Origin of the sequence: Ligilactobacillus salivarius DSM 20555 = ATCC 11741, assembly GCF_001435955.1 — a bacterium.
GTDB classification, from domain to species: Bacteria; Bacillota; Bacilli; order Lactobacillales; family Lactobacillaceae; genus Ligilactobacillus; species Ligilactobacillus salivarius.
Genome location: NZ_AYYT01000005.1, coordinates 1 through 26958, shown reverse-complemented (window position 1 = coordinate 26958; position 26958 = coordinate 1). Strand labels below are relative to the sequence as shown.

Genomic DNA, 26958 nt, shown 5'->3' with positions numbered 1-26958 from the left:
AATTTTCAATATACAATTCAACTTATATAACTAAACGTCGTATTGAAGTACATGCTGAGCAGAGTCAATAAATTGGCTGACACTCTTTATCTTATCTTCATTGTATTCAACAACTCCAATAGAAATTTGAATATCATACTTTCCTAATTCCTCATCTTCACGTAGTAAAGTCGTTACTCTTTGCTTAATTCTATCCATCGCCACCATTGCTCCATCATAATCCGCGAATAATAGAACTCCCCATTGAGGCACACCACCTACGCCATCAATACTGTAGACAATATCATTATTTCTAAAACTCTCAGATAAAATATCTGATAATCTTTTGATCAAATGATGATGTTGTTCTTCTGTTAAAATATTCATAATTTGATGGAAGTAACGAATTGAAATTATTCCCGTTGAAACAGGAATGTCAAAACGTTTATGAGTTTCAATAAATACTTCTGCATCTTGACGATAAGATCTCATGGTACGCAAGTCTGTTTCACTATTATACCCCAGATTACGTGCATTACTTTCTCTAAGACTTAGATTTTCTTCTTGTAGTTTTTGAAGATTTCGTGTCATAAAGCTTACTAATAATGACCAAATCAATGGTAAGAAAATCCAAACAATTAACCATAAATCTAGTTCTTTTCCTAAGACCACATCTGCATATAAAACATAACTTCCCTGAATAAAGACAAACAGTAAATTAAAGATTAATCCAGCTAATAGGCCGAGAAAATAAGTAATCAATACTAAGAAACAAGTAATTGCTAAGAAAACACAATTCAAAATCATCAAATTAGATGAAATTCCAACGAAAATAGCTGTCATGATTGAACAAACTAACAACAAGATAATATAAATATCAGTATTTAAACTATAATTCTCATTTCTTCTCATTATTTTTATCCTTTCTTAACAGATTATTTTTCCATAGAACCATAAAGATTGCTGCAGCTAGCAAAGCAACAAAGATTAAAGCAATTACTAAGTAAATGATCAACTTGGTATTTTTGTGAATTGTTTGCTTCAAAGATACCTTTTTGTCTAAATCAGCTTTCTTCTTGAAACGATAATTATAAATATTATTATCATTATCCACCACAATTGCATCGCCACCATGTTCAACAATGGTCTTTTGATAATTAATTTGTGTTGATGCTAGATAAACGTCTTTAGATGTAATACCTGTTACAACTAACATACCTCTCTTATCATTGTAAGGAGAGCGCAATAATTGAGCTGTACCCATTGTCTTACCATAATCATATTCGATACTCAATTTTTCATTAGAGATAAAGCTTGTATATTTTTTATTATATTGGAAATAAAGTTTGTCATTTAAGTTCTTAATCATAGAATTTTGACTAGGTGTTCCCAATACGATTACATTACTGTTCTTTAATGTTTCATCATCAGGTTGTTGACTATAGAATTCAATTTTTCCAGTATTGCTCTTAGCATAGATACCAATCAAATTGAAAATATTAGATAATGCTTCAAAATCATTTGTTGTCATCTTTCTAGGCTTAACAACTGCTAAGTTACTATAAGTATTGTTTCTAATGAATAAACTTGGATAATTTGAAAATAGGATGTCGTTCTTTTCAATAGACTTAACAAAAATCTTTGAGTTAGTATTGATTGCTGCCCAAGGTGTTTCACTATTATCTGACTTAGTAATTTGACTTGGTTCTAAATCAAAAGCTACTCTGACAGAAAAACCACTACCTATTTTCATATTATTAGGAATATTGAAGGTTAGCTCATCATTATCAGCATTATCTTTAGTTAACTTATAGCTGCCAATGTTGCGGTTATTGATATATACAGTTGCTAAAGAGTTTTTAAAATTCAAGTTCTTTGAATACTTCAAACTCAATTTTACCTTACTACCATAGGAGTTACTTTGACTAGCTGGTAAAGCAACAAAGAATGTTTCTTCGTGATGTCCACTTCCAGTTAAAGTTGCTCCTTGATTAGTCAATTGGTAACTGCCATCGTAATGTAAGCTTGACATATAAGTTGCTGTCTTAGATCTTACATACTTAACTGGCTTTTTAGTTTCTGTCATCAATTCTGTATTAGCTATAAAACGAGTTGCTTTTTGCAACATTTCATCATTTAAGGCTGTTATTATCAATGTGTATTTATTCTTACTATACACTAATCTTAAACAACCACGATTCTTCAATCTATCTACCGAAAACTTACTCTTATAATTCTTAGGTAAATTGTCATATTTGGCGATAATAACGCGATAATCTGCATCCTTAACTCTACCATCATTGTATGGTAAAATTCTAACTTTGTCTGTATCTGTTGCGATTGTTCTAGTTACCCCAGTTAAAGCATAAGTTGCAGCTGACAACTCAGCATCACTAGGTTGTTGAGGAACTGCAATAACAGATTGTCCAAATGAAATTGTATCTGCCCCTGAAAAATGGTTATAGAAAGACTTTAAATAATAATCTGGTTGCTTTAAATTATATTGGAAGTTAACATTTGACTCTTCATAAATTGTCAACCAGTTAGCAGGTGTTTGTACACCAACCGTTGATTTATCAGACTTATTCAAAATTTGTCCGTAAATTTTAAGATTATTTGCCCCTTTAATTAAATTTAAAGGAATATCAATTTGCTTAGTTTGAACACCATCTTTTATTTCAGGTCTAAATGAGTAAAATTTAACCCCATTAATTGATACTGTAATGTCAGATGTTTGATCATCAGCAATTTGTGAAACTTGGTAACTCAAGTTCAAAGTTGCTTTCTTAACATCCCAGTAATCGATTTTTGTAAAATATGTATTATCTGACACAGATTTCCCTGAAAGAGTTTGCGTTGAATTTTGAAATGGTTGCGTATAACTCTTCATATCATCTGCCTTAACTTGTGTACACCACGAAATCATCAAAACTAACATTGATAAAATCGCAATGAATAATTTTTTCTTCATTCTATTCATACCTCTGTGTTTTATACCATTTAGCTTTTTTATGAAAAATTTGTTCTTGAACATACATGATCATGCCATAAAAGGCTACTACTAACCACATTTGACTATAGACTAGATACATCAAGACAATGATTAATAAATTTTGGAGTGTCATCTCACCTTTTTCTGTTGTAATAGTTATAAAAGTTCCTAATACAAATAAGATAACCGCAAAGAACCATAACCAATTACTAAAACCATTAATTGATGTATGAACTAATCCAGATACTGATAGAACAAAAACTGTATCTGAAATAACTAAAGATGTCATTAATAGAAAATAAATTGATAAAAAGTATATCAAATCAAAGCGAATAGCCTTACTCTTAGGATTAAATAGTAATTTCAAGTTTTTTAAAATCACATAAATATTACCTTTAACCCATCTCGTTCTCTGTCTAAACCAAACCACAAAAGTTTGTGGCTCTTGCTCCCAGGTAACAGCTGCCGGTTGAAAATTAATGTGATAACCCATTAAATAAGTTCTAAAACTTATCTCTGTATCTTCAGCTAGGGCTTTTACGTCCCAACCACCAATTTTCTCCAATAAACTACGACGAATAACAAAATTAGTTCCTGGTATTGTACATAAATTAAATAGTTTTTTTCTACCTGCTTGTGCCATCCATTGAAATGACAGAGTTTCAATATTAATAAATCGTGTTAATAAACTAGCATTCTTATTACGTGTCCTGAATTTTCCGATTACTGCTCCAGCTTTATCATCAGCTAATAATTCAGATACTAAAATACGTAATGCCTGTTTTTCAGGAGTATTATCAGCATCATAAACTGCGATAATAGATCCTTTGGCCTCTTTTAAACCAATATTTAAAGCATTAGACTTCCCTTTTCCCCCGGTTATATTATCAGTATTGATAATTTTAAGATTTCGGTTAGGATACTTACTTTGTACCTGTGCTAAAAGTTCAGCTGAATTGTCAGATGAATTATCATTAATTACAATAATTTCATATTTATCTTGAGGATAGTCCAATGCTAGCAATGATTTTACCGTTCTAACAATTACAATACCTTCATTATGTGCAGGAACCATAATTGTTACGAATGGTGCATCTGCTGGTAATTTATCATGAACTTTCATTGTTAAATAATTCATATAACCAGCAAAAATCAAGACAACATTAACCGCTAAAATTGTCCAAATTGAAAAAATACTGATAAATAATAATATATCAAGTAATGACAACTACTTTCCTACTTTCTTTTAAATTTATCCCAATAAACTTTGCGACCTTTATAAATAAGTAAGACAAAGCCTATCAAAGTTACTAAAATGAAGACTGTTAAGAATTTACCTTGATAAGATAAGATCAAATTCAAACCAGTTTCTTGGTATTCTTTGTGTTTATGTTTCTTTTGAACTGGAGCAGTATCGTTAATATTTTGTTCATTACCATTAACAAAATACGTTCCAGCATGGTATTCCAACTTCATTTTTGCAAAATTCATTTCTCTTGAATTATCTTCTGCAGCTGGATTTTCCCAATTTAATTCTGATCCCGAGACACTCTTCTCAACCTTACGTAATTCCGACAATGTTCGTGGCATTTTTATATTCAAGGCTGTCGGTAAAGTGTAATTTAAATTATTTGCTTTAGTCAAAGATACCGTCGTTTTAGCCTTATCCAAATCTTTTAAAGACATTACATAATATGCCTTATCAAATTCTTGACTATAATCCGTTTGCTTAACTTTTGGATATGTTTTAGGATCTGGCAGTAGCAAAACATTAGAAGCTGATTTTAATCCGACTTTTCCTAAAACTGCATCCTGATTCCAATGATTAGGCGTAGATAAACCAGTTGGATAAACACCACTTCTTACCATTAATTGCAGACGTTCACTCATTGTTGCCTTTAAATTCTGCGCATTAATTTCTTTGCCAGTATAGGAATATAAATATGGTACTCGCATAAAAATAATTCCATTTTTCAATTCAATTATTCTTAAAGAATACATATATTTCTTATAAGCAAATTGATTGGTATTACCTTCGACATTAGTTGCACTGACTGCAAAAGGAATATTATTACGATATAAATCATCAACTAACTTATCAAGATATTCTAGATTACTTGTTGGTGTAACATTATTAATTACTAATAATGGCCTACTATCTGTCTTCGTATTAAACAAATCAGCAATTAATTTCTCTTCACAATTAACTGCTAAACCACTAGTATTCCAAAATGGTAGGAAGGCATTACTATCTACTTTGACCCCATATGGTAAAGTTTTTTGATTTCCTACATTTTGCGTATTCAAAACACCATATTTGTCACTACCAGCAACGTCTACCAAATATTCCATTCGATTAGTATATGGTATCTGTTCTGTTATTCCATCATCTGACAGTGTTAACTGCTGCTTAATAATCATACCTTTTTTTGCATGTAAGCCTTCTAATTCATCATCTTGTAAATTAGGCCCAATATGCAATTTAGTACCTGAGAATTTAGCTCTATCATGTGTAAAGCTATCATTACTTAAATCAGCTTCCTGCCAATTAATCAGAGTTACTACTCCCCGATATTTGTTGTCGCTCAATTCTCCACTTCGGTAATTTTCTAACATAACTGTTTTTACCTTTAACCCGTCTGCCGTTAACATTCTTTGAACAGAATCAATTTTTTTAGAACCGTTATAGTAGACATTTTCACTATCATACACTAACAAAACTGGTCGATTATCATCTGCCTGTACTGGAATATGTATACTCAAGATGCTGAGAATTGACAAACAAATTAATAATAAATATCTTTTCAATATTCACCCTCCCTCGAAGGATGCCAAAAATTATGATGTAAGACATCTGAAATTATCTGCAAGAAAATTAAGTTTAATGATAAAGGTACCATCAATAAATGCTTAGCTAAATCAGCATCACCGTCACCAACAACCGCTGTAATAAAGGTCCCTATCACCATTGTTGTATATCCAATTATCATAAAAACTTTAATTGCAGATTCCATTTCATTACTTTTTACGCTAATAACAAAAATTACTATATATAAAGCAACTAAAACTACACATAATGTCATATAGAAAGCAAACTTTTTAGGGAAGAAAGCCTTCATCATCGCTCCATATAAAGTAAAGTATTGCACTTGTTGATGCGGTTTTGCACCAGATTTTTTAGTAAAATCACCGACCGCTTTAATTTGTACTAGGTAACCATCACGTGCAGCTACGTCTAACATTTCATTAAATTGTTGCTTATGTGTTAGATAATATTTCAAAATCCAAGCAAAATTATATTTTGGAATAAAATCCTTGGTTATGTTTTTAGACTTAATAGATGTTGCGGCATAAGTTTGGGTATAAATATCCCCTTTCAACAATCCATATTGACGAGATATCCCACCCTTTTCTAGAGAATTACCCGGATCTTGTTCTTTTAACATTACTCCTCGAGTCATTGATTGATAACTATTAATATTACTAAATTGATCTGTAATCATTACATAAGTCGCAATCCCTGATCCCAATAAGATTAAACAAGAAATTGGAATTAGTAATCTAGACAATTTATTTCTATATACAAAATAAATTCCGATTGTAACTACAACTAAACTCAATGCTAATGGTGCATTTTGCTGTTTAACAGTTACCAATGCTAATGATGACAAAAAATACACTGCTAGCATATACCAACTACGAGCAAAATGTTTTTTCATCAGTAATAATAAAGAAGCTGTAATATACATCATTGCTATTATCATAACTGGTTCAGCGAAAAAAGAGTTAAAATACAATGTCAGCGATGAATCAGCAAACATCAAAACTACAATTAGTGCTATTACATAATCTACATTTTTGCGCCTATTTGAGTTTGTTACAGCTAGAGTTAGTAAGTAAATTGCCCCTAAATAAAAGACGTAATAAACTAATCCCATAAACCTAATATCAAACACTGTTTTGCTGTAGAATAACTTATTTAACAATACTGCTGTTTTTACAAAAATACCCTGTGAAGAAAATAGCATCGCAATATGTTCATTGTAGTATTTAAATAACCCATAATGTTGCGTTAAATAAGTTGTATACTGGTAATTCTTCGTATCTAATGGGTAGATTCCATTAATATAAATTACCCTGGCAAAATCCCCGTTATCTGCATATCCATTAATTGGAGATACAAATAACAAATACCCCACTATCACTGCTGCTAAAACACAGGCTAGTAGGGGCGGAGAAATATTTTTCCTAAATTTTTCTATCATTACTCACATTCCTATTGATTTAATGCTACTAAAGCATTTAATTCATTAAATGAATATACCTGTTTAGTCTTACTATCTCCAAAACTTCCGTAAATTTCAGATTTCTTATCTGTAACTTGCATCGATAGTAAAACTTTTTTTGCAGCATCATACAATTGGTCATCATGAACTGCATTCCCTATCATCATCGCAATTGCATAATTAGCTGCTGAAGTAGACTTATCTTCTGCCTTTCCTGTAACAGAATAAGCATTGTATAAAGTTTGTGTGTCTACTTTTTGTTTTACCCAATTCAAACTATCTTTAGGTAACTTATCTACCTCAGCTAAATGTAAAAATGTTATTAAAAGCTGAGGAGTTACCAACTTATCTTTAGCATATTTTTTATCCTTTAAGTTATAACTTTGATAATATAATGGCACTTCACGACTAATTTTACCCTCTTCCACTACTCGTAAAGCTTTGTGATAACTCCTTGAATCTAATTTCTTCAAAACAGATAAATCTTGGTAGCACAAAGTAACCAACTGATTATGTGTCTTACTATCAAGACTATACATATCAGTCAATAAGCCTGCTTGTTTCACTCTTATACTTAATTTCTTGTATAGATCTTTAACTTCAGACTGGTACTTTTTTGTGTGATTAACTTTATCATAAGTCACTAATGCGGATATAATACGCAAATCATCCACTGTTGCATTAACTTGATATTTATCTGGATGTTTGGCATCAAAACGATATAAGAATACTCCTTGACGATAAAAAGTTTTCTTCGTTAACGCATAAAATGCTCTAAACTTTTTATTTTGCTTTGTTTCAGCTAAATATTGCAGATAATATCCAGATGATTCACTTAAATATTGATGACCTGTTGCTAAAGTATCATCATTGCCTATTTTTGCTAAATAATTAGTATATATTCCATATTTTCCTGTTAGCTTATTATCTATGAAATGAACCAGTGCATCACTAGAAGTAACTGTATCTGCCTTAACTAAATTTGGAAAATTAGTAGCTAAGAGGCATATCAGTATCAGTAGACTTCTTTTCCAAATCTTTAGCACAGGTTACACTCCCCTTTTTATGTCGTTTACTGTAATAGAGTGCTTTATCGGCCTCTCTTAAAACAGTTTTGATATCTTTCTTATCACATCCTAGGGCAATTCCTCCAGAAAATGTGACTGTAATTTTATCACCGGTTGCTGTTACATAATCTTTAGTTCGTAATTCTTCAGCTAGTTTATCTGTCATCTCTAGACAATCTTCAACTGTTACTCCATGTACAGAAACACAAAATTCTTCTCCACCAAAACGATATACTGAAGCTAATTCACCAAAATGAGCCTTAACTTCAGCAAACAAACGTTTAGTAAAATAAACCAATACATCATTACCCTCAAGATGACCATAAGTATCATTAAACTTTTTAAAATCATCAATATCTAAGATGCAAATTATTTGATGTCTACTGCTCTTTTGTGATAACTCATTCATATGACTATGAAATGAATCATAATTTAACAAGTTTGTTAGTCCATCATGAGATACATCATATCTTGCCATTCTCAATTCTTCATATTGCTTAGTTAGGAAGTTAACGTAAACATTTGCCACTGCAAACATTAATAACGTCCCTAAGGTTACATCTATTATTGATGCAAATGTAAAATGTGTTGCACTCATCGCATGATATTTACCAGGCAATACAAAATATACCAATGGTGGAATTTGGTTAACAATTAGGAATTCTAATGTACAGCGGTAGATCAGTGGCAGTGCTTCAATTCTAATGAAGATTTCACATATAATTAGTAATAGTGCACCTTCCCAAGCAAAATTAAGCATCGCTGCTGCAGGAATATCGTTGATAGTATATAGAAAGAAATTATCAAATAATGGCGCAAGCACTAACATTACATGTCCTAAATATTTTTCACGCATGTAATTTGATAAATAGAAGCTCAAAATCGCCATTGAATATTGATAATACAAGCCATCAATTGTGGAGCGACAAAATTCTATAATAAAGAATTGATATAAGCAAAAGATTAATAATACAGCAACATAACTTTGAACCTTACTTAAACGTTCCTCAATATAACTTTTATAAAAAGTCCACTGACTGTATAATAAGCTAACTATCATCAGAGGCATCACTAAAGACAAAATAATCGCCTTGTACAATAGTGTTTCACCACCTAAATACTAAAATAAATTATCTTTCACTCTTAAATTATTACTCGTACTATTAGATAATATAAATATTTGCTCTAGTTGTCAATCATCATTTTTTAGTGATATAATCGCTATTTTTAATAAGGATTACTAATTATATCCTAGTTTTTTTGCCAAGTATCACAACTGAATATTTAATGATACTATTAATAAACGTTTATATTTCTCAAAGTGAGTAATAAGTATAAAATTTCGTATATCAGCAATTTTTTTCAATAAATCATTATTTATTTTTTGATATTAATTTATATAGCGAAAAAATATTATTTTAATTTATTAATTTTAATATGCAAATCAAAAAAACGTCTACGTATTCACGCAAACGTTTTGATACTATCCTATAATTGATTCGCAAACTAGTTGAATCAAAAATAATAAACTTAAAGCATACATCACTTTAGATACATCGCGATAATTTCCTACTACTAATTTACAGATTGGATATACGATGAATCCAAAAGCTAGACCTGTTGATATTGAACTAGTTAAAGGGATTAAGACTAGGATCAAGAATGTTGGGAACCATTCACTAAAATCTGCAAATTTTACAAATCTTAACTGTTGCATCATAATGGCTCCTGTAATAATTATTACTGGTGCAATCGCTGATTCAGGTATAAATGATAATAATGGAATCAAGAAAATTGCTGCTAAAAACAATAAACCTGAAGTAATTGCCATTGCCCCTCTACGACCACCACTTTGAATACCAGAAGCACTTTCAGCTGCTGCTACTGTTGGACTAGTTCCTAAAAATCCTGAAAGAAAAGCTGCAATTGAACTTGCTTGAAATGCCTTTTTGAACTGTGATTTAATTGGCAGTAACCCTTCTAAAATCCCCATCGATTCAAAAACTAAGATCATTGTCATAGAAAAGATTGCTATTAAAAATTTTAACGTAAATAGCTGACTAAAATCACCTTGAGCAACAATTTCACTGTACTTACTAATCTCGGTCAATCTAATATTAGGTACGTTCGAGCCCTTCACTCCGATGATATTCCCTAAAATACTAATCACAATTATTCCTATTATAAAATCACCTGGAACTCTACGTAAAAATAAGATCAAAGTTAACATTATTCCTAATAAGGATAGAATAACTTCAGGTGCTAATAAGTTACCCATAGCTAGTAAAGATCGACTGCCACCTGACTTAACAATGCCAGCTTTTTCTAATCCTAAAACTACTAGGAACATTCCAATTCCAGCTGTTATCCCTATCTTTAAATTTTGTGGTATCTTTTGTGCTAAATACTCACTAATTGGAGTAAACGCTATTACCATGTATAAAAAGCTACTAATTATTGAGATCGCAATAGCTTGTTCCCAAGTTAAATCCATCCCTACAACTAAAGTATAGGTAAAAAATGCATTAACCCCCATTCCTGGAGTAATGATAATTGGCGCATCAGCCCAAATACCCATTATTAATGAACCTATAAATGAAGAAAAAATTGTTGCAAAGACACTTAAATTAGCTGGAATTCCTGCATCAGTTAAAATTATCAGATTAACAATAATAATATAAGAGATTGCAAAGAATCCTGTAATCCCTGCTAAAATTTCCTTTTGAATTGGTGTTTTCTTGGGTTGCCAAGATCTTTTTATTTTATTTTCCATACTTTCGCCCTTTCTCTTAAAGTGCAACTATTTTAATGTAGCGGAAATAGGTTTCATAGTCAAGGGATAGCCCATAAAAAAGAGCCACCTCACCTAAGTGAGATAGCTCTCTTGTCATTAATTCTAGTGATATAAGTCGAAACGACCTTTAGCAAATAATTCTTTTGCCCCACCAATATCAGCTAATGATTTGTTCATAATCATCTTCTTGACGAATGAAGCTGGGAAACCTTTGTATTCTTTCTTACCTACAAGACCAAAGGCATGTGTGTTACCAACAGAAGCAACTGTACCTAAGGAGTTGTAACTAAATGGTTCTGGAACTTCACCCTTCAAACGTTGAGCAATTGCATGTCCAACATAAGCACCCATACGTGTAGCAATTTGAGCTGTTGTTGGGTATGGACGATCTGTTGCCTTATCCATAAGAGCAGATACGTCACCAATGATGTATAAATCATCATGATCTGGATCAAGTAAGTTATCATTAACAATTACACGACCACGACGTTCCTTGAAACCAGATTCACCCATAACGGGACTACCACTAACACCAGTTGTCCAAATAATTGTCTTACCTGGAACTGCTTGAAGTTCTTCGTTATCTTGTGTTGCGTACATTACACGACCATCTTGGATTTCTTTAATCATGCAACCCGTCATGATCTTAACACCTAAACTCTTAACTAATGATACACCGTAGTTTGCAAGATTTTCACTAAACATTGGTAATAACTTAGTTGCAGCTTCAACAATTGTGATAGAAATTTCAGATTCGTCTACACCTGCAAGCTTAGCATATTTTGGACGTTCATCAACTAAAGCACCTGCTAATTCGATACCTGTGAAACCAGCACCACAAACAACAATGTTCAAGTATTCCTTGTCTTGTGTTTCACGATACTTCTTCATAGTTTCAACGATGTGTTCATGAATAGCAACAGCTTGGTCAATATCTGTCATTTGTAAAGCATTATCTAAAGCACCTTTAATGCCAAATGTTTCAGATACAAAACCTAAAGCTAATACACAGTAGTCATAGCGTAATTGACCTGAATTCTTCAATTCAACAGTCTTCTTATCAGCATCTACTTTAACTACTTCGTCTTGAATAAATTTAACCTTGTTATTCAAAACATCTTTAATTGGATATGTAATTTTATTCTTGTCTACAGAACCTGCAGCAACTTCGTGCAATTCTGTAGCTTCATAATGATAGTCATTCATATCAACTAAAGTAATATGAGCGTTGTCTCCTACTTCTTTTTGAAGATTTCTAACTGCTTTTAAGCCCGCATAGCCAGCACCTAAAACTAAAACTTCTTTCATGGTTTAAAACCTCCTACAAAAATAATAATCCAATAGAATAGGTTAGAACTTGTATAAATGAACCAAAAGCTAAAATCTTTACTGCACACTTAAATGTTTTGGATTTAACTTGTTCTTTCATCAACATCCTATCTTGTTTATATACAAATGGTATTGCCAACAAAGCTAACAAACTTGTCCATGGTGCTAGCTTGAGATAAAAAGATAGAATAATTGCAGCAAATGCTAAAACATTCTTCAAGCTAAATGCAAATAAAGCATTTTTTACACCAATAAAATGAACAATTGTGTGTCGATTATTTCTTTCATCCTCGTCATAATCACAAATATTATTAGCTAACATTAGATTAGAGATCCATAAAATATTTGGTAAAGAAATCAAAAATACCTTAGCTAGATTCTCCCAATGCCATGAAAATATTTGGTATGAATTAAGATAAACACAGATTAAGCTTATTACAAAACCCATTGTAATACCGGAGAAAAATTCTCCTAAAGGTAAACTAGATAAAGGACGTGGACCTGAGGAATAGAAAATTCCTACAGCAAAACAAAACATTCCCATCCAAAGCAATGGCAAGCCAGTTACATATACTAGATATAGTCCCATAATTGCAGCAATTACTGTCATAATTGCTAAAATTACAAATACCAATTTAGGAGAGATATTTTCTCTTCCGATGATATTTGTCTTACGCTTATATTCTAGTTTATCAACTGCATGGTGATAATCATTATAATTATCTAATGCGTCAACTGCCATATTAAACAAAAGCATCGCAATAAAAAATACCACCGATAGACCTAAGTGTACTGAGTTATAGTAGTAATAACTAAAACAAATTCCTATCAAAAATGGTAAAATACTTGCCGTTTTAGCTTTGATCTCAACAAGCTCTAGGAAGACTTTTAAAGACAAAACTCTGCCTCCTAGTAAAATAAAATATATTACCCTCTACATAATATATTACCATATTCTTATGTAATTAGTTACAATAATCTCTCAAAAAATTCATATTTAGCAAAATAATTTTGCTTATTTGTCTCAATTTTTTATTTACTCATTACAAAATCATATTCTTCAAAATAATTTTTAATTCATCGTGGTTGCACAGGCTATTTTAGGGTAAAATAGAAACATAGACTATCATTAAGGTGGTGAAAAAATGGCATTCAATTTATGGTTACAGTACCCTGAATTGGCAAAAGATATCGAAAAAGTTAAACATAATCTTCAAGATAAAATCTCTGTCGACTATCCTGATTTACAAGCTGCTCTATCAAAAATGGCAAGCAATGGCGGTAAATTTTTACGTCCAGCCTTTTTCTTACTATTTACCAAATTAACAGCAGACTCACAAAATCGTGTAGACGATAAAAAACTCATTGATATAGCTACTTCACTTGAAGTTTTACATATGTCCACACTTATTCATGATGATATTATTGATGATTCTCCTAAACGGCGTGGTGAAGTTAGTGTCCAAAGCCAATTTGGTAAGGATATTGCAGTCTATGCTGGTGATTATTTATTTACAGTCTTCTTTGATTTAATCACTGATAATGTTTTAGACACACCATTTTTTAAGATCAATTCAAGAACTATGAAGAAAATTTTATTAGGCGAATTAAATCAGATGAAACATCGCTACAATACCCAACAAACTTTCTTGAATTATTTGCGTAATGTAAATGGTAAGACCGCCTATCTTTTCCGCTTAGCAAGTGCTGAAGGAGCATATTTTGGTGGAGCTTCTTCACAAACCGTTAGCTTAGCTACTAGAATCGGACAAAATATCGGAATTAGTTTCCAGATTTTAGATGATATTCTTGATTATTCTGACGCATCAAGACTTAATAAACCAACTCTCGAAGATTTGGCAACTGGGGTTTATTCTTTACCATTATTGCTAGTTCTTAATGAAGATTCAGATGAATTACATACTTTATTAGCTAAAAAGCAAGACCTAACTTTACCTGAAATTCAACGTATCCAAGCTTTAGTCGTTGAATTAGGTGGTGTAGAAAAAGCTAAAGATTTAGCTGCTAAATTTACTAATAAAGCACTTATTGATATCGATAAATTACCTGATTCTACAGCTAAAAAGAAACTTGCTAAACTTACTAAAGTCTTATTAAAACGTACAAATTAAAAAGTCATCACTCTAATTTTTTAGAATGATGACTTTTATTTTATCGTCCTTCATCAATTGCTTTAAGCTTTTGATAACGTTCGTTTGTTTTTCTCAAATAATCAGGACTACCCTGCATTTCAATAGTTCCATCTTCAATAAAGATAACTTGATCCATTGCTTCAACACCTTGTAAGTGATGAGTTATCCAAATTAAAGTTTTATCTTTCAATTCACGATTAAAAATTGAAATTACTTCTTGTTCAGTTAATGGATCTAAGCCCACAGTTGGTTCATCTAAAATGATAATTGGAGCATCTTTTAACAAAATTCTTGCCAATGCCATTCGATGTCTTTCACCACCAGAAAAACGCATTCCGGCTTCGTCCACCATTGTTTCCAGCCCTTGTGGTAAAGCTTTAACCATATCTTTCAAGCCTACACGTTCCAGCACTTGCCATACTTGCTCGATAGTAGCCTCTTCATTTCCGATTCTAAGATTATTTAAAATAGTAGTATTAAATAAATATGGAGTCTGATGTATTACTCCAATATAATTGGAAATTTGATCGCCAACTTTGCTTACGTCAATATCATTTATAGTAATCGTACCTTCAGTAGCAACTCTATCCCCTCTAATCAAGTTAGCTAACGTACTTTTACCTGAACCACTTCGACCTAAAATTGCTAACTTATCGCCAGAAGATATATCTAAGTTAATACCCTTAAGGATTTCACGACTACCATTTTCATATCTAAAATGCACATTATCTAATTTAATATCATAAGGTGCAATTAATTTAATTTCTGATTTTTCTTCTTCAAATGAATTATCTTGTAGTCTATTTAATCTAACTAAAGAATCCTTATATACATTAGTTTCTTGTGAAGCAGCTGGAATTACTGCAAATGCATCAACCACAGGGAAAAGACACAAAACAAAAGCAGCAATCCAGTTAGCTAGACCTGTATATACTCCATTACTGCCACCTAGGTATGTACCGCCCCATAAAATAAGACTCACAACTACCAACATAAACACTAACTGTAAGAGATAATCTCTGATTTGATCAAAATGATGTAGTTTTTCTTGAACATCTATCAATTTTTCCTCATTTTGTTCATGTAGCTTAACATAATCACGACCACGTTGAGCAAAAATCCAATCTGTAATCCCAACAATATTATCAGTTAAGTCTAGGTATAATTCATTCTTTATTTTCTTTTCATATTCTTGTCTAGCACCATTTACGATAACTGACCAGATTGGGAATGCTACTAACATAATGCCTATCATTAATAACATCAAAAGTCCCATCCAAATTGAAAAAATACCGACTCCAATTACAATAAATACATAAAGTCCCCATGCAACAAAGGTTGGGAAAATAGTTCTTAGATACAAATTTTGGATGTGATTAATATCTTCTGATAACAATCCCAAGACATCGCCTAATTGATACTTACTCTTAAAAAATACAGCATCTTTTTCCAAAGCTTTGTATAACTTAACACGTAAATCAGAAGTCATTTTAAAAACCCAGTTATGACTTGTTAATCTTTCAAGATAATGGAATACCGGTCTACCTACACCAAATGCACGTGTCAAAACAATTGGAACATAAACTAGCAAAATATTTTCTGGACGTGTAGCTGAACGACTAATTAGATAACCAGAATTAAACATCAAGGCTCCTGCACAAAAGAATGTTAAAATTCCTAAGAAAATTGCTAGTACCAAAGTTTTCTTGTATTTTTTCAAGAAAGGCTTAACCCAAGTATCTTTTTTCAATTCTTGTAATAATGGAATTTTCTTAAACATTCTTTTCACCACCTTTTGCTCGATTTAATAATTCATAGAAATATGCTTGATGAGCTAACAATTCATCATATTGTCCTTCTTCGGCAATTTTTCCATCCTTTAAGACGACGATTTTATCCATATCTTTCATCCAATGTAGACGATGTGTAGCAAAAATTACCAATCTATCCTTCATTAAAGGTAACATTCTTTCCTTTAATTCCAATTCAGTCTCAATATCTAAGTGAGCTGTTGGTTCATCAAAAATCAATACTTTTCTTTGCTTATCTAAAAATGCTCTAGCTAAAGCAATTCGTTGAGCTTGTCCACCACTTAAAGTTCTTTGACCATTACCAATTAATGTATCAAGTTTATCTGGAAGTTCTTCTAATAAATCTTCCAATCCTACTGCTTTAATTGCTTCAATAATTTCTTCATCGCTAGCATCAGGTGTATGGAAAGCAATATTGTAACGCAAAGTATTATCAAAGATATATGGGCTTTGTGGAATATAGATAATTTGGTTTCGCCATGCATCTTCATTTAAATCAGTGGTTTCTTTACCTTGAATTTCAAATTTTCCATTTTTCAAAGGTAAAAAGCCACTTAACAAATTAATTAGAGTTGTCTTACCAGCCCCACTCATTCCAATAATTCCAACTTTTTGATAGCCTGTAAACTCTGTATTAAACTTAACTGGCTCTGCATTATCATCATAAGCAAACTCAATATTATCTAGTTTCAAACTATCTGTAGGTTGCCATTGATGAAGCTCTAACTTACTTTCTTTGACTTCAGCACTATTGATAATTTCTTGAATTGAGTGGAAAGAATTTTTCCCATTTAAAGTTGCATGATAATCGTTAGCAAATGCTCTAATTGGTAAGAAGTATTCCGGCGATAAAATCAATACTGTTAAAGCTGGAAATAATGTAATTTCACCATTGATCAAACGTAATCCCAAAAATACAGCTACTACCGCGATTGATAAAGTTGTAAAAAAGTCTAACGCAAATGTTGAAAGAATTGCAACGCGTAATACACTCATTGTAGTCTTTCTAAAGCGTTCACTTGTCTTATAAATACTGTTGGCGTATCGTTTACTTAAACCAAAGTATTTTAATGTATCAATTCCTCGTAAAGAATCAATAAAGTGATTGGATAAACGTTGAAAAGAAACAAATTGTTTATCTGCCTTAGCCTTAGCTGCATATCCTAAAATAATCATAAACAATACAATTAAAGGATAGATGAAGAATAAGATTACTCCTGATACCCAATCCAGATAAAAGGCCATCGCTAAAACTACAATTGGCACAATCATCATACTAATCATTTTGCTAAGTGTTAGTTGAATATAATCTTCAACTTCAGAAATACCATCTAAAGTCAAAGTGACCATGTGTCCAGTTCCTTGTTTCTGTACCAATTCTGGTCCTAAAATGAAGACTTTTTCTAATAAAGTTTTACGTAATTTTTTTGCTTCCACACGTGCATAATCGTCTAACCAGCGATTGCTCCACCACTGTAGTCCTTCTCTTCCGGCAAAAGAAATCATAAAACCAATAATATAGATAAATTGTTCCTTAAGCGGTTTTCCATTCCATAAATGTGTAATCACTAACCCTAGACTGACAGCTTGACCAACTATAAGAAAAGCTTGTAGGATATAAAGTCCTACAAGCCCTCTCATAGTTTTTTTAATGTCTGTCAGGGTTAATAAACCCTTATCAAACATTATTCACCCTCCGTTATAGTAGGCATTTTAATTCTTCTTCTGAAGATATAGTATGCCCAAATTGTGTATGCCAATACAAAAGGTAAAAGACAGAATGTTGCAATTGTCATGATCTTCAAAGTATAAGGTGTTGAAGATGCTGTCGAAATTACTAAATTGTATTTAGCACTGATAGAGGAAATCATCAAACGTGGGAATAAACCTGAGAATAGTAATGCTACTAAAGCTACTAAAGTCAATCCACTATAAATGAAAGAATTAATTTCCTTACCTTTAAATACTGATACATGTGCTAAAACAGTTAAAAGTACAATTACAACTAAAATAGCTAATGTGCTAATTGGATGTACTTTCAAGAAGTCTGTTTGGAAAATTAACAATAGTGCAAATACAACCAAACCTACATATAGTACCCAATATAAGAATTGAGCATAGTTCTTAGCTCTATCTCTGATAGCACCTTCTGTCTTCAATGCAATGTAGTTCAAACCATGTAAGTAAACTAATAAAGTTAAAGCTACACCACCAACAACTGAAAAGACATTGATGTAATCAAAGAAACCAGCATGCATATTACCATTAGCATCAATTGGCATGCCTTGAACCATACTGATGAATAAAATACCAAAGAAGAATGGTACGATGAAACTACCGATTGCTAAAGTCCAATCCCATGTTCTCTTCTTAGCACCTTCAGCATGATGTCTAAATTCAAATGATACTCCACGAATAATTAAACCTAATAGGATAATTAATAAAATTAAGTAGTATCCTGAGAATAAGGATGCATACCAGTAAGGGAAAGATGCAAACATTGCGCCACCAGCAGTGATGAGCCAAACTTCATTTCCGTCCCAAACTGGACCGATTGTTCTAATTAATTGAGTTCTTTCAGCATCATTTTGTGCCAAAGTCTTAGTTGCCATCCCTACACCATAATCAAATCCATCAAGGAAGAAGAAACCTGCAAATAGTACCCCAATTAAAATAAACCATAAAAATTGTAAAGCAGTCATCTAAAACGCCTCCTTGTCAAAAGGATCTAAACCATGTTTTGCAAATTCAGGTTCACTAGCTTCGTCAGGACCTTTACGAAGTTCCTTAACTACAAAGCCAACCATTACAATAGCTAGAACTGTGAAGATTGTAAAGTATAAGATGTTTGAAATCAATAATGATGTTGCAGAAACACTTGGTGATACACTTTGTGCGATTGTAAACAATCCATATACAGTCCATGGGTAACGACCTAATTCTGTAATTAACCAACCACATGTATTTGCCAAGAATGGTGTAAATGTCATTAAAGCTACAACCCACAACATCCAATTTGTATTAAATAAGCTTGCCTTCTTCTTACGTGTGAAGAACAATCCTAAAGCAGATACAAGGAATGTTAAAGCACCAAAACCTGCCATTACACGGAAACTCCAGAATAATGTGTTAACTGGAACGTAGTAATTATTCTTAGTTCCGTATTTTGCTTGTAATTCTTTGTTGATTGTGTCCATACCTTTAACTGAACCAGTTGTCTTACCATAGGAAAGAACACTCAACATACCTGGAATTTCAATTGTATAATTTGTCTTATGATTCTTGGTATCAGCAATTCCGACAACTGTCCAACCTGCTGATTTACCAGTATCTTTGTACAATGCTTCCATTGCGCTAAATTTCATTGGTTGTGTGTGAAGTAAGTCTTTCATTTGAAGGTCACCTACACCCATTACAGATAAGGAACCTAGTAAACTTACAATCATACCTAAACGCATTGAACGTTTGAAAATATCCTTACTTACTTCAGATAGAGACTTTCTCTTCAAAAGTCTAAATGCAGCCATACCAGCTACAACTACACCACCCATCATGATAGCACCAGAAATAACGTGTCCCCATTCATACCAAACTTGTGGGTTTCTTAATAGAGCAGAAAAACTTGTCATTTCAGCACGTCCATTACGGATTGTGTAACCTACTGGATGTTGCATAAATGAGTTAGCAGTCAAAATCCAAAGAGCAGATGTCATTGTACCAATTACAACCATCCAAACAAAGAATAAGTGCAAACCTGGTTTCACTCTATCCCAAGTAAACATCCATAAACCAATAAATGTAGATTCAATGAAGAAAGATAGTAAAGCTTCCATAGCAAGTGGAGCACCAAAGATATCCCCCATGAATCTAGAGTAATCTGACCAGTTCATACCAAATTGGAACTCTTGAATAAGCCCGGTTACAACACCAACAGCGAAACTCAACAAGAAAATATTCCCCCAGAACTTTGTCATTTTCTTATAAGCTTCGTTCTTTGTACGAACATAGCATGTTTCCATCAACGCAACCATAAAAACCATTCCGATTGAAAATGGAACGAAGAAGAAATGGAATATGGTCGTCATGGCAAATTGGAAACGAGCCAAACTTAAAATACTCATAACGATAAACCTCCATTCAAATTTTAAAAAAATCAGTATACCACTAATCTTAAATAATTCTTTACAATGTTATTTTAGCCTTTTTATTAATTGTTTTCAATATTTTATACCATTTTTGTTTGAAAATGTTTTCAATATAATTTTAATTAATTTAGATGGTTTACTTAAATACACAAAAAAATACTAGTAATCATTTAATTACTAGTACTTTTAATAAAATATTTAGTATCATATTTAAAATTACATACATTATTTATATCTAATGATAATCATCACTTGATACTACAAAATATGAATACCATTTTCTTCACATTTTTTAAGCATTTCATCTGGCCAAATACTTGCTTGTACTTCCCCAACATGTGCTTTACCTAGAAGTAACATACATAAGCGAGATTGTCCAATTCCTCCACCAATTGTGTATGGTAATTCTTTGTTCAAAATCATCTTATGATATTGTAATTTCAAACGATCTTCATCGCCTGTCTTCTTCAACTGTTCCACCATAGAATCTTCATCAACACGAATACCCATACTTGATAATTCTAAAGCACATTGTAATGGTTCATACCAGAATAAGATGTCACCATTTAATTTCCAATCATCATAGTCAGGAGCTCTACCATCATGACGCTTACCACTCTTTAGAACATCACCAATTTGCATCACAAAGACACAACCTAGTTCTTTACAGATGGCATTTTCACGATCTTTAGCATCTTCTAACTCTGGATATTTGTCTTCCAATTCTTGTGAAGTTATAAAATGAATCTTATCAGGCAAATGGTAAACAGCATTAGGGAATTTGTACCATACTTCGTGTTCCATATGCTTGACAACTTTAAAGATTAATTCAACTGTTTCTTTTAATGTTTTTTCATTGCGTTCATCTTTGGAAATGACTTTTTCCCAATCCCATTGATCAACATAACTAGAATGGAAATTATCCAAATCTTCATCCTTGCGAATAGCGTTCATATTAGTATATAAACCTTCATGTAAGCCGAAGCCATATTTCTTTAAGGCCATACGTTTCCATTTAGCCAAAGAATGGACAACTTCGATGGTTTCGCCAGGCATATCTTTCATAGTAAAAGATACTGGTTTTTCATATCCATTCAAATTATCATTAATCCCTGAACTCTTTTCGACATACATTGGAGCTGAAACACGATTTAAGCCCATTTCCTTGCCAAATTCATCTTGGAATGTTTCGCGAATATAACGAATTGCTTCTTGGGTTTCGCGGATTGATAATTTAGGATCATAATCCTTTGGAATAATTAAATCCAATCTAATCACTTCTTTTCTATTAATTAATATGTCATTAATACTACACTAAGCATCAGTAAATTACAATACTTTATCTAAAATAAATTTCTACTTACTATTAGCTATTTATCAACCTTTACCCAACTTTATTATTTCTTCTCCCCTTTCAAAAAAATAATTAAAAAAAGCTAAGATTACAAAAAATTAATAACTTAGTAATATTTTTACTATTTTAATGTAAACGATTTTTAGTTATACTATATAAGTATAGACAGAAAATCTATTTAATTTGGAGTGAACTTAGTATATGAAATTAAACAAGACTTTATTATCCTTAACTGCCGCTACTGGTATTATCGCAACTGGTGCAGCTGCTAATGGTGCTAAAGCTGACAAAATCACTGTAAAATCCGGTGATACTGTTTCTCAACTTGCTTTAGACCATGCTACTACCGTTGATAACGTACAACAATTAAATAACCTTGAAAATGTTGATTTGATCTTTGTTGGTCAAACTCTTGAAATGGGCGATGGTAGTTATACTACAACTACATATCAAACTGCATCCCAATACCAACAAAATTACGCTCAAAATACAGATGCACAAGCTAACTATACTCAAACTGATTATAGTGCTGCTCAAAATAATGTGCCTGCTACAACAGATCAAGTTCAAGATACTACAACTACTGTTGACCAAACAGCTACTCCTGAAGATACAACTACTCAAGATGCTCAAACTAATGTTGCTAGCGATACTACAACTTCTGAAGCACAAGTTGATGCTACAAATACTGATCAAGCAGCTACTACAACAAATGATGCAGTTTCCACAAATACTACTGATCAAACAGCAGCTCCTGTAGAAACAAAAACTACAACAACTCAAGCACAAGCAGAAGTTCAAGCACCTGCTACTACAACATATGTAGAAAATACACCTGCTGAAGCTCCTACTACAACTTGGACAGATACTACTAGTTCTGTAAATAATACTGTAGCTAATACTAACTCTAACTATTCTTCAGCAAGTACTACACCTGCTGCTACTACAACAGCTACTCAAAATACTACTACTAGCTCTACTTCTAGCGATGAAGATGCTGCTAGAGAATGGATTGCTAATAAGGAATCTGGTGGTAGTTACACAGCTAAGAATGGTATCTACTATGGTAAGTATCAATTAACTGCAACTTACTTGAATGGTGACTATTCTGCCGAAAACCAAGAAAAAGTTGCTAATGAATATGTAGCTTCTCGTTATGGTTCATGGACTGCTGCTAAAGCTCATTGGGAAGCAAATAACTGGTATTAATATAATTACTATATATAGGAAGTTTTTATCTTCCTATTTTTTTATTGTATTCTTTGCAATTTTAACTTAAAATTGTCTATTAGATATACAAATTATAAAGGTGATTAAAAATGTTTTTTACTAATTTTTTTAGTAAGACTCCTACTATTACAACTGATAAATTAGCTGAATTATTAGCTAAAAAGACTCCGATAACAGTTTTAGATGTACGGACTCCACCCGAATTCCACACTGCACATCTACCTAATGTTAGAAATTATCCTTTGGTTCAAATTGATAGCTATTCTAATAGTAAGAAAAATAGAATATATCTTATCAGTCAATCTGGTAAACGTAGTGAAGAAGCTACTAAGATTTTGCGTAACAAAGGATATAAAGCCATCAATGTTAAAGGTGGCTTAAATAGTTGGACTGGTAAACTAGAACATGATAAGTAACTTTAGCAAGGATTCGTCCTTGCTTTTTTATTATAAAAATTTCTATCTGAAGTCTCCCTAGTTAAAACTTGTCGTCTAATTATGGGAGCTTTTATTTTAAAACTTACGAAAAAAATCTATTTTAATAATAATTGCAATGTATTATCTTCTTTTCTTAGTTAAAAGTAAAATGTTATTTTATTTTTAAGGGTAAAAAAACAAGGGAAAGCCCTTCCATTTTTTGTTTCAAAATAACAGTAATTTTACAAAAAATGGTATTTTGTCCAAATTCTAGCGTTTTTCAAAGAAAATTAGCAAAAATTCCTACTTTTTATCATTAAATATTTTCTAATAAACAAAATGCTTGACAAAAAAAGCCGATTTTTGTCATATAATTTCCACTCTTGAATTGCTATTATAGCAATGTTCTTATTAAAAAATGACGATTTTATGTTTCTGAATACTACAAACTGTAATAATTATTACATTAAAGCTGATTTTAGTAACCTTTCTGGAATTTCACTGTTATATTCTTTCCGTATACTTCTAACCGTTGATTCGCATAACAGGCGAATTAAGTAGATACACAAATAATAGATTTAATTTACAGGAGTGAATATTTTTTATATGAAATTCAACAAAGCTTTATTGTCAGTTACAGCCGCAGCAGGTTTACTCGCAGTTGGAACTATTGCAGCAAATGCGGACCAAGTTACCGTACAACCTGGTGACACAGTTTCTAAGATTGCTCAAGAGCACAATACAACAGTTGATAGTATCCAACAATTAAATAACTTAGCAAACGTAAACTTAATTTATGCTGGTCAAACACTTGAAGTAGGTGAAAATGGTCAAGCAACAGCTTCCGATAATGCAACTACAACAAGTGCTACAACAAATAACTACCAATTACCAGCTCAAACTTATAACTATAATTACCAAGCAGCTACAACACCTAGCTATAGCTACAATAACAATAATAACTATAGCTACAACGCTAATGCTAATACTCAAGCTACTACTAACTCTGGTTACAACTACCAAGCTACAGGTAGCTCAAGTGAAGAAGCTGCTAAAGCATGGATCGCTAATAAGGAATCTGGTGGTAGTTATACAGCTACTAATGGTCAATACATTGGTAAGTATCAATTATCTGCATCATATTTAAATGGTGACTACTCTGCTGCTAACCAAGAAAGAGTTGCTAACCAATACGTAACATCACGTTATGGTTCATGGGTTGCTGCTCAACAATTCTGGCAATCACATGGTTGGTACTAAAATAAGACCATAATATAACGAAAGCAAGTAAATTCTGGCTCTAGTCAGATTTACTTGCTTTTTTCTTTATCCTTTTTTTCGTACCTTTTCATTAAATTTTATTACATCATTTAAGTAACCACGTTCATCATTAATTTTCTTCATCAATTCATGATCATGTGTATGTACTTTTCCTGTCACAAGTTGTAACTTATAAATGTCTAAATAAGGTAAATTAGCTAGTTCAGCCCGCTTATATTCTAAATCTCTATCATAATAGACTTTCCTAAAGTTCGTTTCTTGAATTCCATGTTCATCAATTTCTAAAATCAAATATTCAGCACGCATATCTTTTTGAAATTTATCCCATGCAAAAAACGGCTGCCCTACAGATCCAGGATTTAAAACGAATTGCTCATCGCTACTATATCTCATTAGTGGGTGATGAACATGGGCATAAATAGCTAAATCAAGATTTTGATTTCCATCAAACAATTCATTGAAATTGCGCTGTTTCTCAGTAGGATACAAAGCCTGTCCGTAATTTAAATCAGGTAAATTGTGTGTCAATCCTACCCTAATATCTCTAACCCTTGTTTCTTCCCTTATAGGCCATTTTTTTATAGTAGACGTTACTTCATTAGCGTCTAACCTTTTAGACAATGTTTGTGCCAATTTAGAGATATAAACTAAACTTGTCCTATCAGTATCAACTACTCCTCTGAGAGCATTTAAAAACAAATTATCCCAATTTCCACGAATACATATTTCAGGTTTTATTTGTTTAAATAAATCCCATAAGTCCTGAGCACCTGGTCCAGGAGAAAATAAATCACCTAAAAACCAGTACTTATCAACTTTTTGTTTGATTGAATCTTGATAAACTGCCTCTAATGCAGTCGTATTCCCATGCACATCTGAAAAGACGGCAATTCTTTCACCCATTTAATCACCTACTCTGCTAAAATTCTTTTTTGTAATGCTTCTGCAATTTGCATAAGGCTTTCCTCATTATTAACCTGAGAAATTTGGTAACCTATGAAATATGGACTAGCTACATAACGTGGCATTATCTTACACTCGATTTTTTGATCTATATTATAGAAAAATAAATTATAGGAGTCATAGTGTCCATGATAAAAGTCATCGCTCAAAATAAATTTAACAGTTGATTGAATATAATCAGCAAAAGTTGCAACATCACCATCTTGTGACATTTGAACATTAAACTCAACAAATCCCTTTAAAGGATAGCGAGAAATGTTAAGTTGAACATTATTTTTAGAAACGACATCTACTCCCTGGAAGTTTTTCGATGAAATATTAGCATATCCATCCTTTTTATCTAATCCTACAATTTGAAAATGCGGATGCCTTAAACTACCACCAGATCGTGGTCCAAAATTCTTATATAGCAAAACACTCTTATACTTATTTTGATTAATCATCTTTTGCCAACATTCTAAAGCATATTTTATAATTTTCCGATTTTCAAGTTGACTGTAACTACTTTGATCTCCAAGATGGTCTTTAGATTCAATAATGATCGTCTGCATTGTATCTTGAAGTGTACGAAACTTATTTACAAGCCAGATGCAATCTCCATCCTTATCTAATATATTAGTCAAATTCTCTCTATCACAGAAAGGACAGTAACCTTCAGGATGTTTAATATTTTCTGGCTTTTTACGTGCAACTTGCAAATGAAAAATTAATAGTTCTTCATTACTCAATTAGTTCACGTCCTTAATAATAATCACTTTAACTATTTTAGCACAAATCCCCTATTTTCATGCTAAATTTTCCTTATACTACTATTATAAGTCTATCTTTATTAAGAACCAAAAATAAGTCTATCTTTATTAAGAACCAAAAGTCAACTGCCCCAGTCTAAAGACTGAGGCTTGTAACTCACGACCTTACGGTCAGTGGTAATAACGCAACTTCGTTGCTCCCACACTATACGTGGCTACGTCATTGGGTGGTTGACAGCACCCACTTAACTAACACGTTTACGCATTAGTTGTTAGTTCAAATTTAGGTTGTTCTTGTCCGCTAATATACTGAGTTCCAAGTAATTGGATATTCATGGCACCGATACGGTCATCGTTAGAACGATAACTACAATTATCACAGTGATATTCATGTTTTTCATGATTGCGA

The 26958-nt window shown here is 32.2% G+C and carries 21 protein-coding genes and 1 pseudogene; 4 read left to right on the top strand and 18 right to left on the bottom strand.

Features of this window, described 5'->3' with window-relative positions; translation table 11 throughout:
* Positions 1-30: 30 nt before the first annotated feature.
* From FC55_RS03905 to FC55_RS03860, 10 genes are all read right to left on the bottom strand, one after another.
* Positions 31-891, bottom strand: a complete 861-nt coding sequence (locus tag FC55_RS03905; protein WP_003700415.1) for a nucleotidyl cyclase domain-containing protein — start codon at positions 889-891, stop codon at positions 31-33.
* Positions 878-2950, bottom strand: coding sequence for a cellulose biosynthesis cyclic di-GMP-binding regulatory protein BcsB (locus FC55_RS03900; RefSeq protein WP_035149837.1), 2073 nt, complete (start codon positions 2948-2950; stop codon positions 878-880). The genes FC55_RS03905 and FC55_RS03900 overlap by 14 nt, the downstream gene beginning before the upstream one ends.
* Before the next feature lies 1 nt (position 2951).
* Complete coding sequence (locus FC55_RS03895; protein ID WP_003700417.1) at positions 2952-4199, bottom strand: glycosyltransferase family 2 protein; 1248 nt, start codon at positions 4197-4199, stop codon at positions 2952-2954.
* A gap of 8 nt (positions 4200-4207) precedes the next feature.
* Entirely contained in the window at positions 4208-5779 is a 1572-nt protein-coding gene (locus tag FC55_RS03890) for a hypothetical protein (RefSeq protein ID WP_003700418.1), read from the bottom strand.
* A complete protein-coding gene (wsfD, locus tag FC55_RS03885) occupies positions 5776-7236 on the bottom strand; it encodes a glycan biosynthesis hexose transferase WsfD (protein WP_003700419.1) in 1461 nt (486 codons plus the stop codon). Before wsfD ends, FC55_RS03890 begins: the two co-directional genes overlap by 4 nt.
* A gap of 11 nt (positions 7237-7247) precedes the next feature.
* A complete protein-coding gene (locus FC55_RS03880) occupies positions 7248-8303 on the bottom strand; it encodes a hypothetical protein (RefSeq protein ID WP_003700420.1) in 1056 nt (351 codons plus the stop codon).
* Positions 8248-9423 (bottom strand): GGDEF domain-containing protein, encoded by a 1176-nt coding sequence (locus FC55_RS03875; protein ID WP_081036603.1) that lies wholly within the window; start codon positions 9421-9423, stop codon positions 8248-8250. The genes FC55_RS03880 and FC55_RS03875 overlap by 56 nt, the downstream gene beginning before the upstream one ends.
* 384 nt (positions 9424-9807) lie before the next feature.
* Positions 9808-11097, bottom strand: coding sequence for an NCS2 family permease (locus FC55_RS03870; RefSeq protein ID WP_003700422.1), 1290 nt, complete (start codon positions 11095-11097; stop codon positions 9808-9810).
* 123 nt (positions 11098-11220) lie between these two features.
* Positions 11221-12426 carry an NAD(P)/FAD-dependent oxidoreductase gene (locus FC55_RS03865; protein WP_003700423.1) on the bottom strand — a complete coding sequence of 402 codons (1206 nt, stop codon included), beginning with the start codon at positions 12424-12426 and terminating at the stop codon, positions 11221-11223.
* Between the two features lie 13 nt (positions 12427-12439).
* A complete protein-coding gene (locus FC55_RS03860; RefSeq protein ID WP_003700424.1) occupies positions 12440-13345 on the bottom strand; it encodes a prenyltransferase in 906 nt (301 codons plus the stop codon).
* 247 nt (positions 13346-13592) lie between these two features.
* On the opposite strand from FC55_RS03860, the gene FC55_RS03855 reads away from it, so the two are divergent.
* Positions 13593-14579 carry a polyprenyl synthetase family protein gene (locus FC55_RS03855; protein ID WP_003700426.1) on the top strand — a complete coding sequence of 329 codons (987 nt, stop codon included), beginning with the start codon at positions 13593-13595 and terminating at the stop codon, positions 14577-14579.
* 40 nt (positions 14580-14619) lie between these two features.
* Here FC55_RS03855 and cydC read toward each other — a convergent pair whose 3' ends face one another.
* The 5 genes from cydC to asnA all read right to left on the bottom strand — a co-directional run bounded on the left by cydC (position 14620) and on the right by asnA (position 21825).
* Entirely contained in the window at positions 14620-16380 is a 1761-nt protein-coding gene (gene cydC / locus FC55_RS03850) for a thiol reductant ABC exporter subunit CydC (protein WP_003700427.1), read from the bottom strand.
* Entirely contained in the window at positions 16373-18097 is a 1725-nt protein-coding gene (gene cydD, locus FC55_RS03845; protein ID WP_003700428.1) for a thiol reductant ABC exporter subunit CydD, read from the bottom strand. The genes cydC and cydD overlap by 8 nt, the downstream gene beginning before the upstream one ends.
* The gene (gene cydB / locus FC55_RS03840; protein ID WP_003700429.1) at positions 18097-19113 is read right to left on the bottom strand and encodes a cytochrome d ubiquinol oxidase subunit II; all 1017 of its coding nucleotides are present in this window, start codon (positions 19111-19113) and stop codon (positions 18097-18099) included. Before cydB ends, cydD begins: the two co-directional genes overlap by 1 nt.
* Positions 19114-20532 carry a cytochrome ubiquinol oxidase subunit I gene (locus FC55_RS03835; protein WP_003700430.1) on the bottom strand — a complete coding sequence of 473 codons (1419 nt, stop codon included), beginning with the start codon at positions 20530-20532 and terminating at the stop codon, positions 19114-19116. It abuts the gene before it with no gap.
* 282 nt (positions 20533-20814) lie between these two features.
* Entirely contained in the window at positions 20815-21825 is a 1011-nt protein-coding gene (asnA, locus tag FC55_RS03830) for an aspartate--ammonia ligase (protein WP_011476128.1), read from the bottom strand.
* Between the two features lie 286 nt (positions 21826-22111).
* On the opposite strand from asnA, the gene apf (FC55_RS03825) reads away from it, so the two are divergent.
* The 3 genes from apf (FC55_RS03825) (at position 22112) to apf (FC55_RS03815) (ending at position 24816) form a co-directional block, all read left to right on the top strand.
* On the top strand, positions 22112-23119 hold the full coding sequence (gene apf / locus FC55_RS03825; RefSeq protein WP_003700432.1) for an aggregation-promoting factor: 1008 nt from the start codon (positions 22112-22114) through the stop codon (positions 23117-23119).
* Between the two features lie 110 nt (positions 23120-23229).
* Positions 23230-23556 carry a rhodanese-like domain-containing protein gene (locus tag FC55_RS03820; protein WP_003700433.1) on the top strand — a complete coding sequence of 109 codons (327 nt, stop codon included), beginning with the start codon at positions 23230-23232 and terminating at the stop codon, positions 23554-23556.
* 606 nt (positions 23557-24162) lie between these two features.
* A complete protein-coding gene (gene apf / locus FC55_RS03815) occupies positions 24163-24816 on the top strand; it encodes an aggregation-promoting factor (protein WP_003700435.1) in 654 nt (217 codons plus the stop codon).
* A 66-nt stretch (positions 24817-24882) separates the two neighbouring features.
* On the opposite strand, the gene FC55_RS03810 is transcribed toward apf (FC55_RS03815), so the two are convergent.
* The 3 genes and pseudogenes from FC55_RS03810 to FC55_RS09880 form a co-directional block, all read right to left on the bottom strand.
* Positions 24883-25740 (bottom strand): metallophosphoesterase family protein, encoded by an 858-nt coding sequence (locus tag FC55_RS03810; protein WP_003700436.1) that lies wholly within the window; start codon positions 25738-25740, stop codon positions 24883-24885.
* Positions 25741-25748: 8 nt separating this feature from the next.
* Positions 25749-26528, bottom strand: a complete 780-nt coding sequence (locus tag FC55_RS03805; RefSeq protein WP_003700437.1) for a DUF4931 domain-containing protein — start codon at positions 26526-26528, stop codon at positions 25749-25751.
* Between the two features lie 279 nt (positions 26529-26807).
* Positions 26808-26958 (bottom strand): annotated as a pseudogene (locus FC55_RS09880) (RNA-guided endonuclease TnpB family protein); the annotation flags it as partial.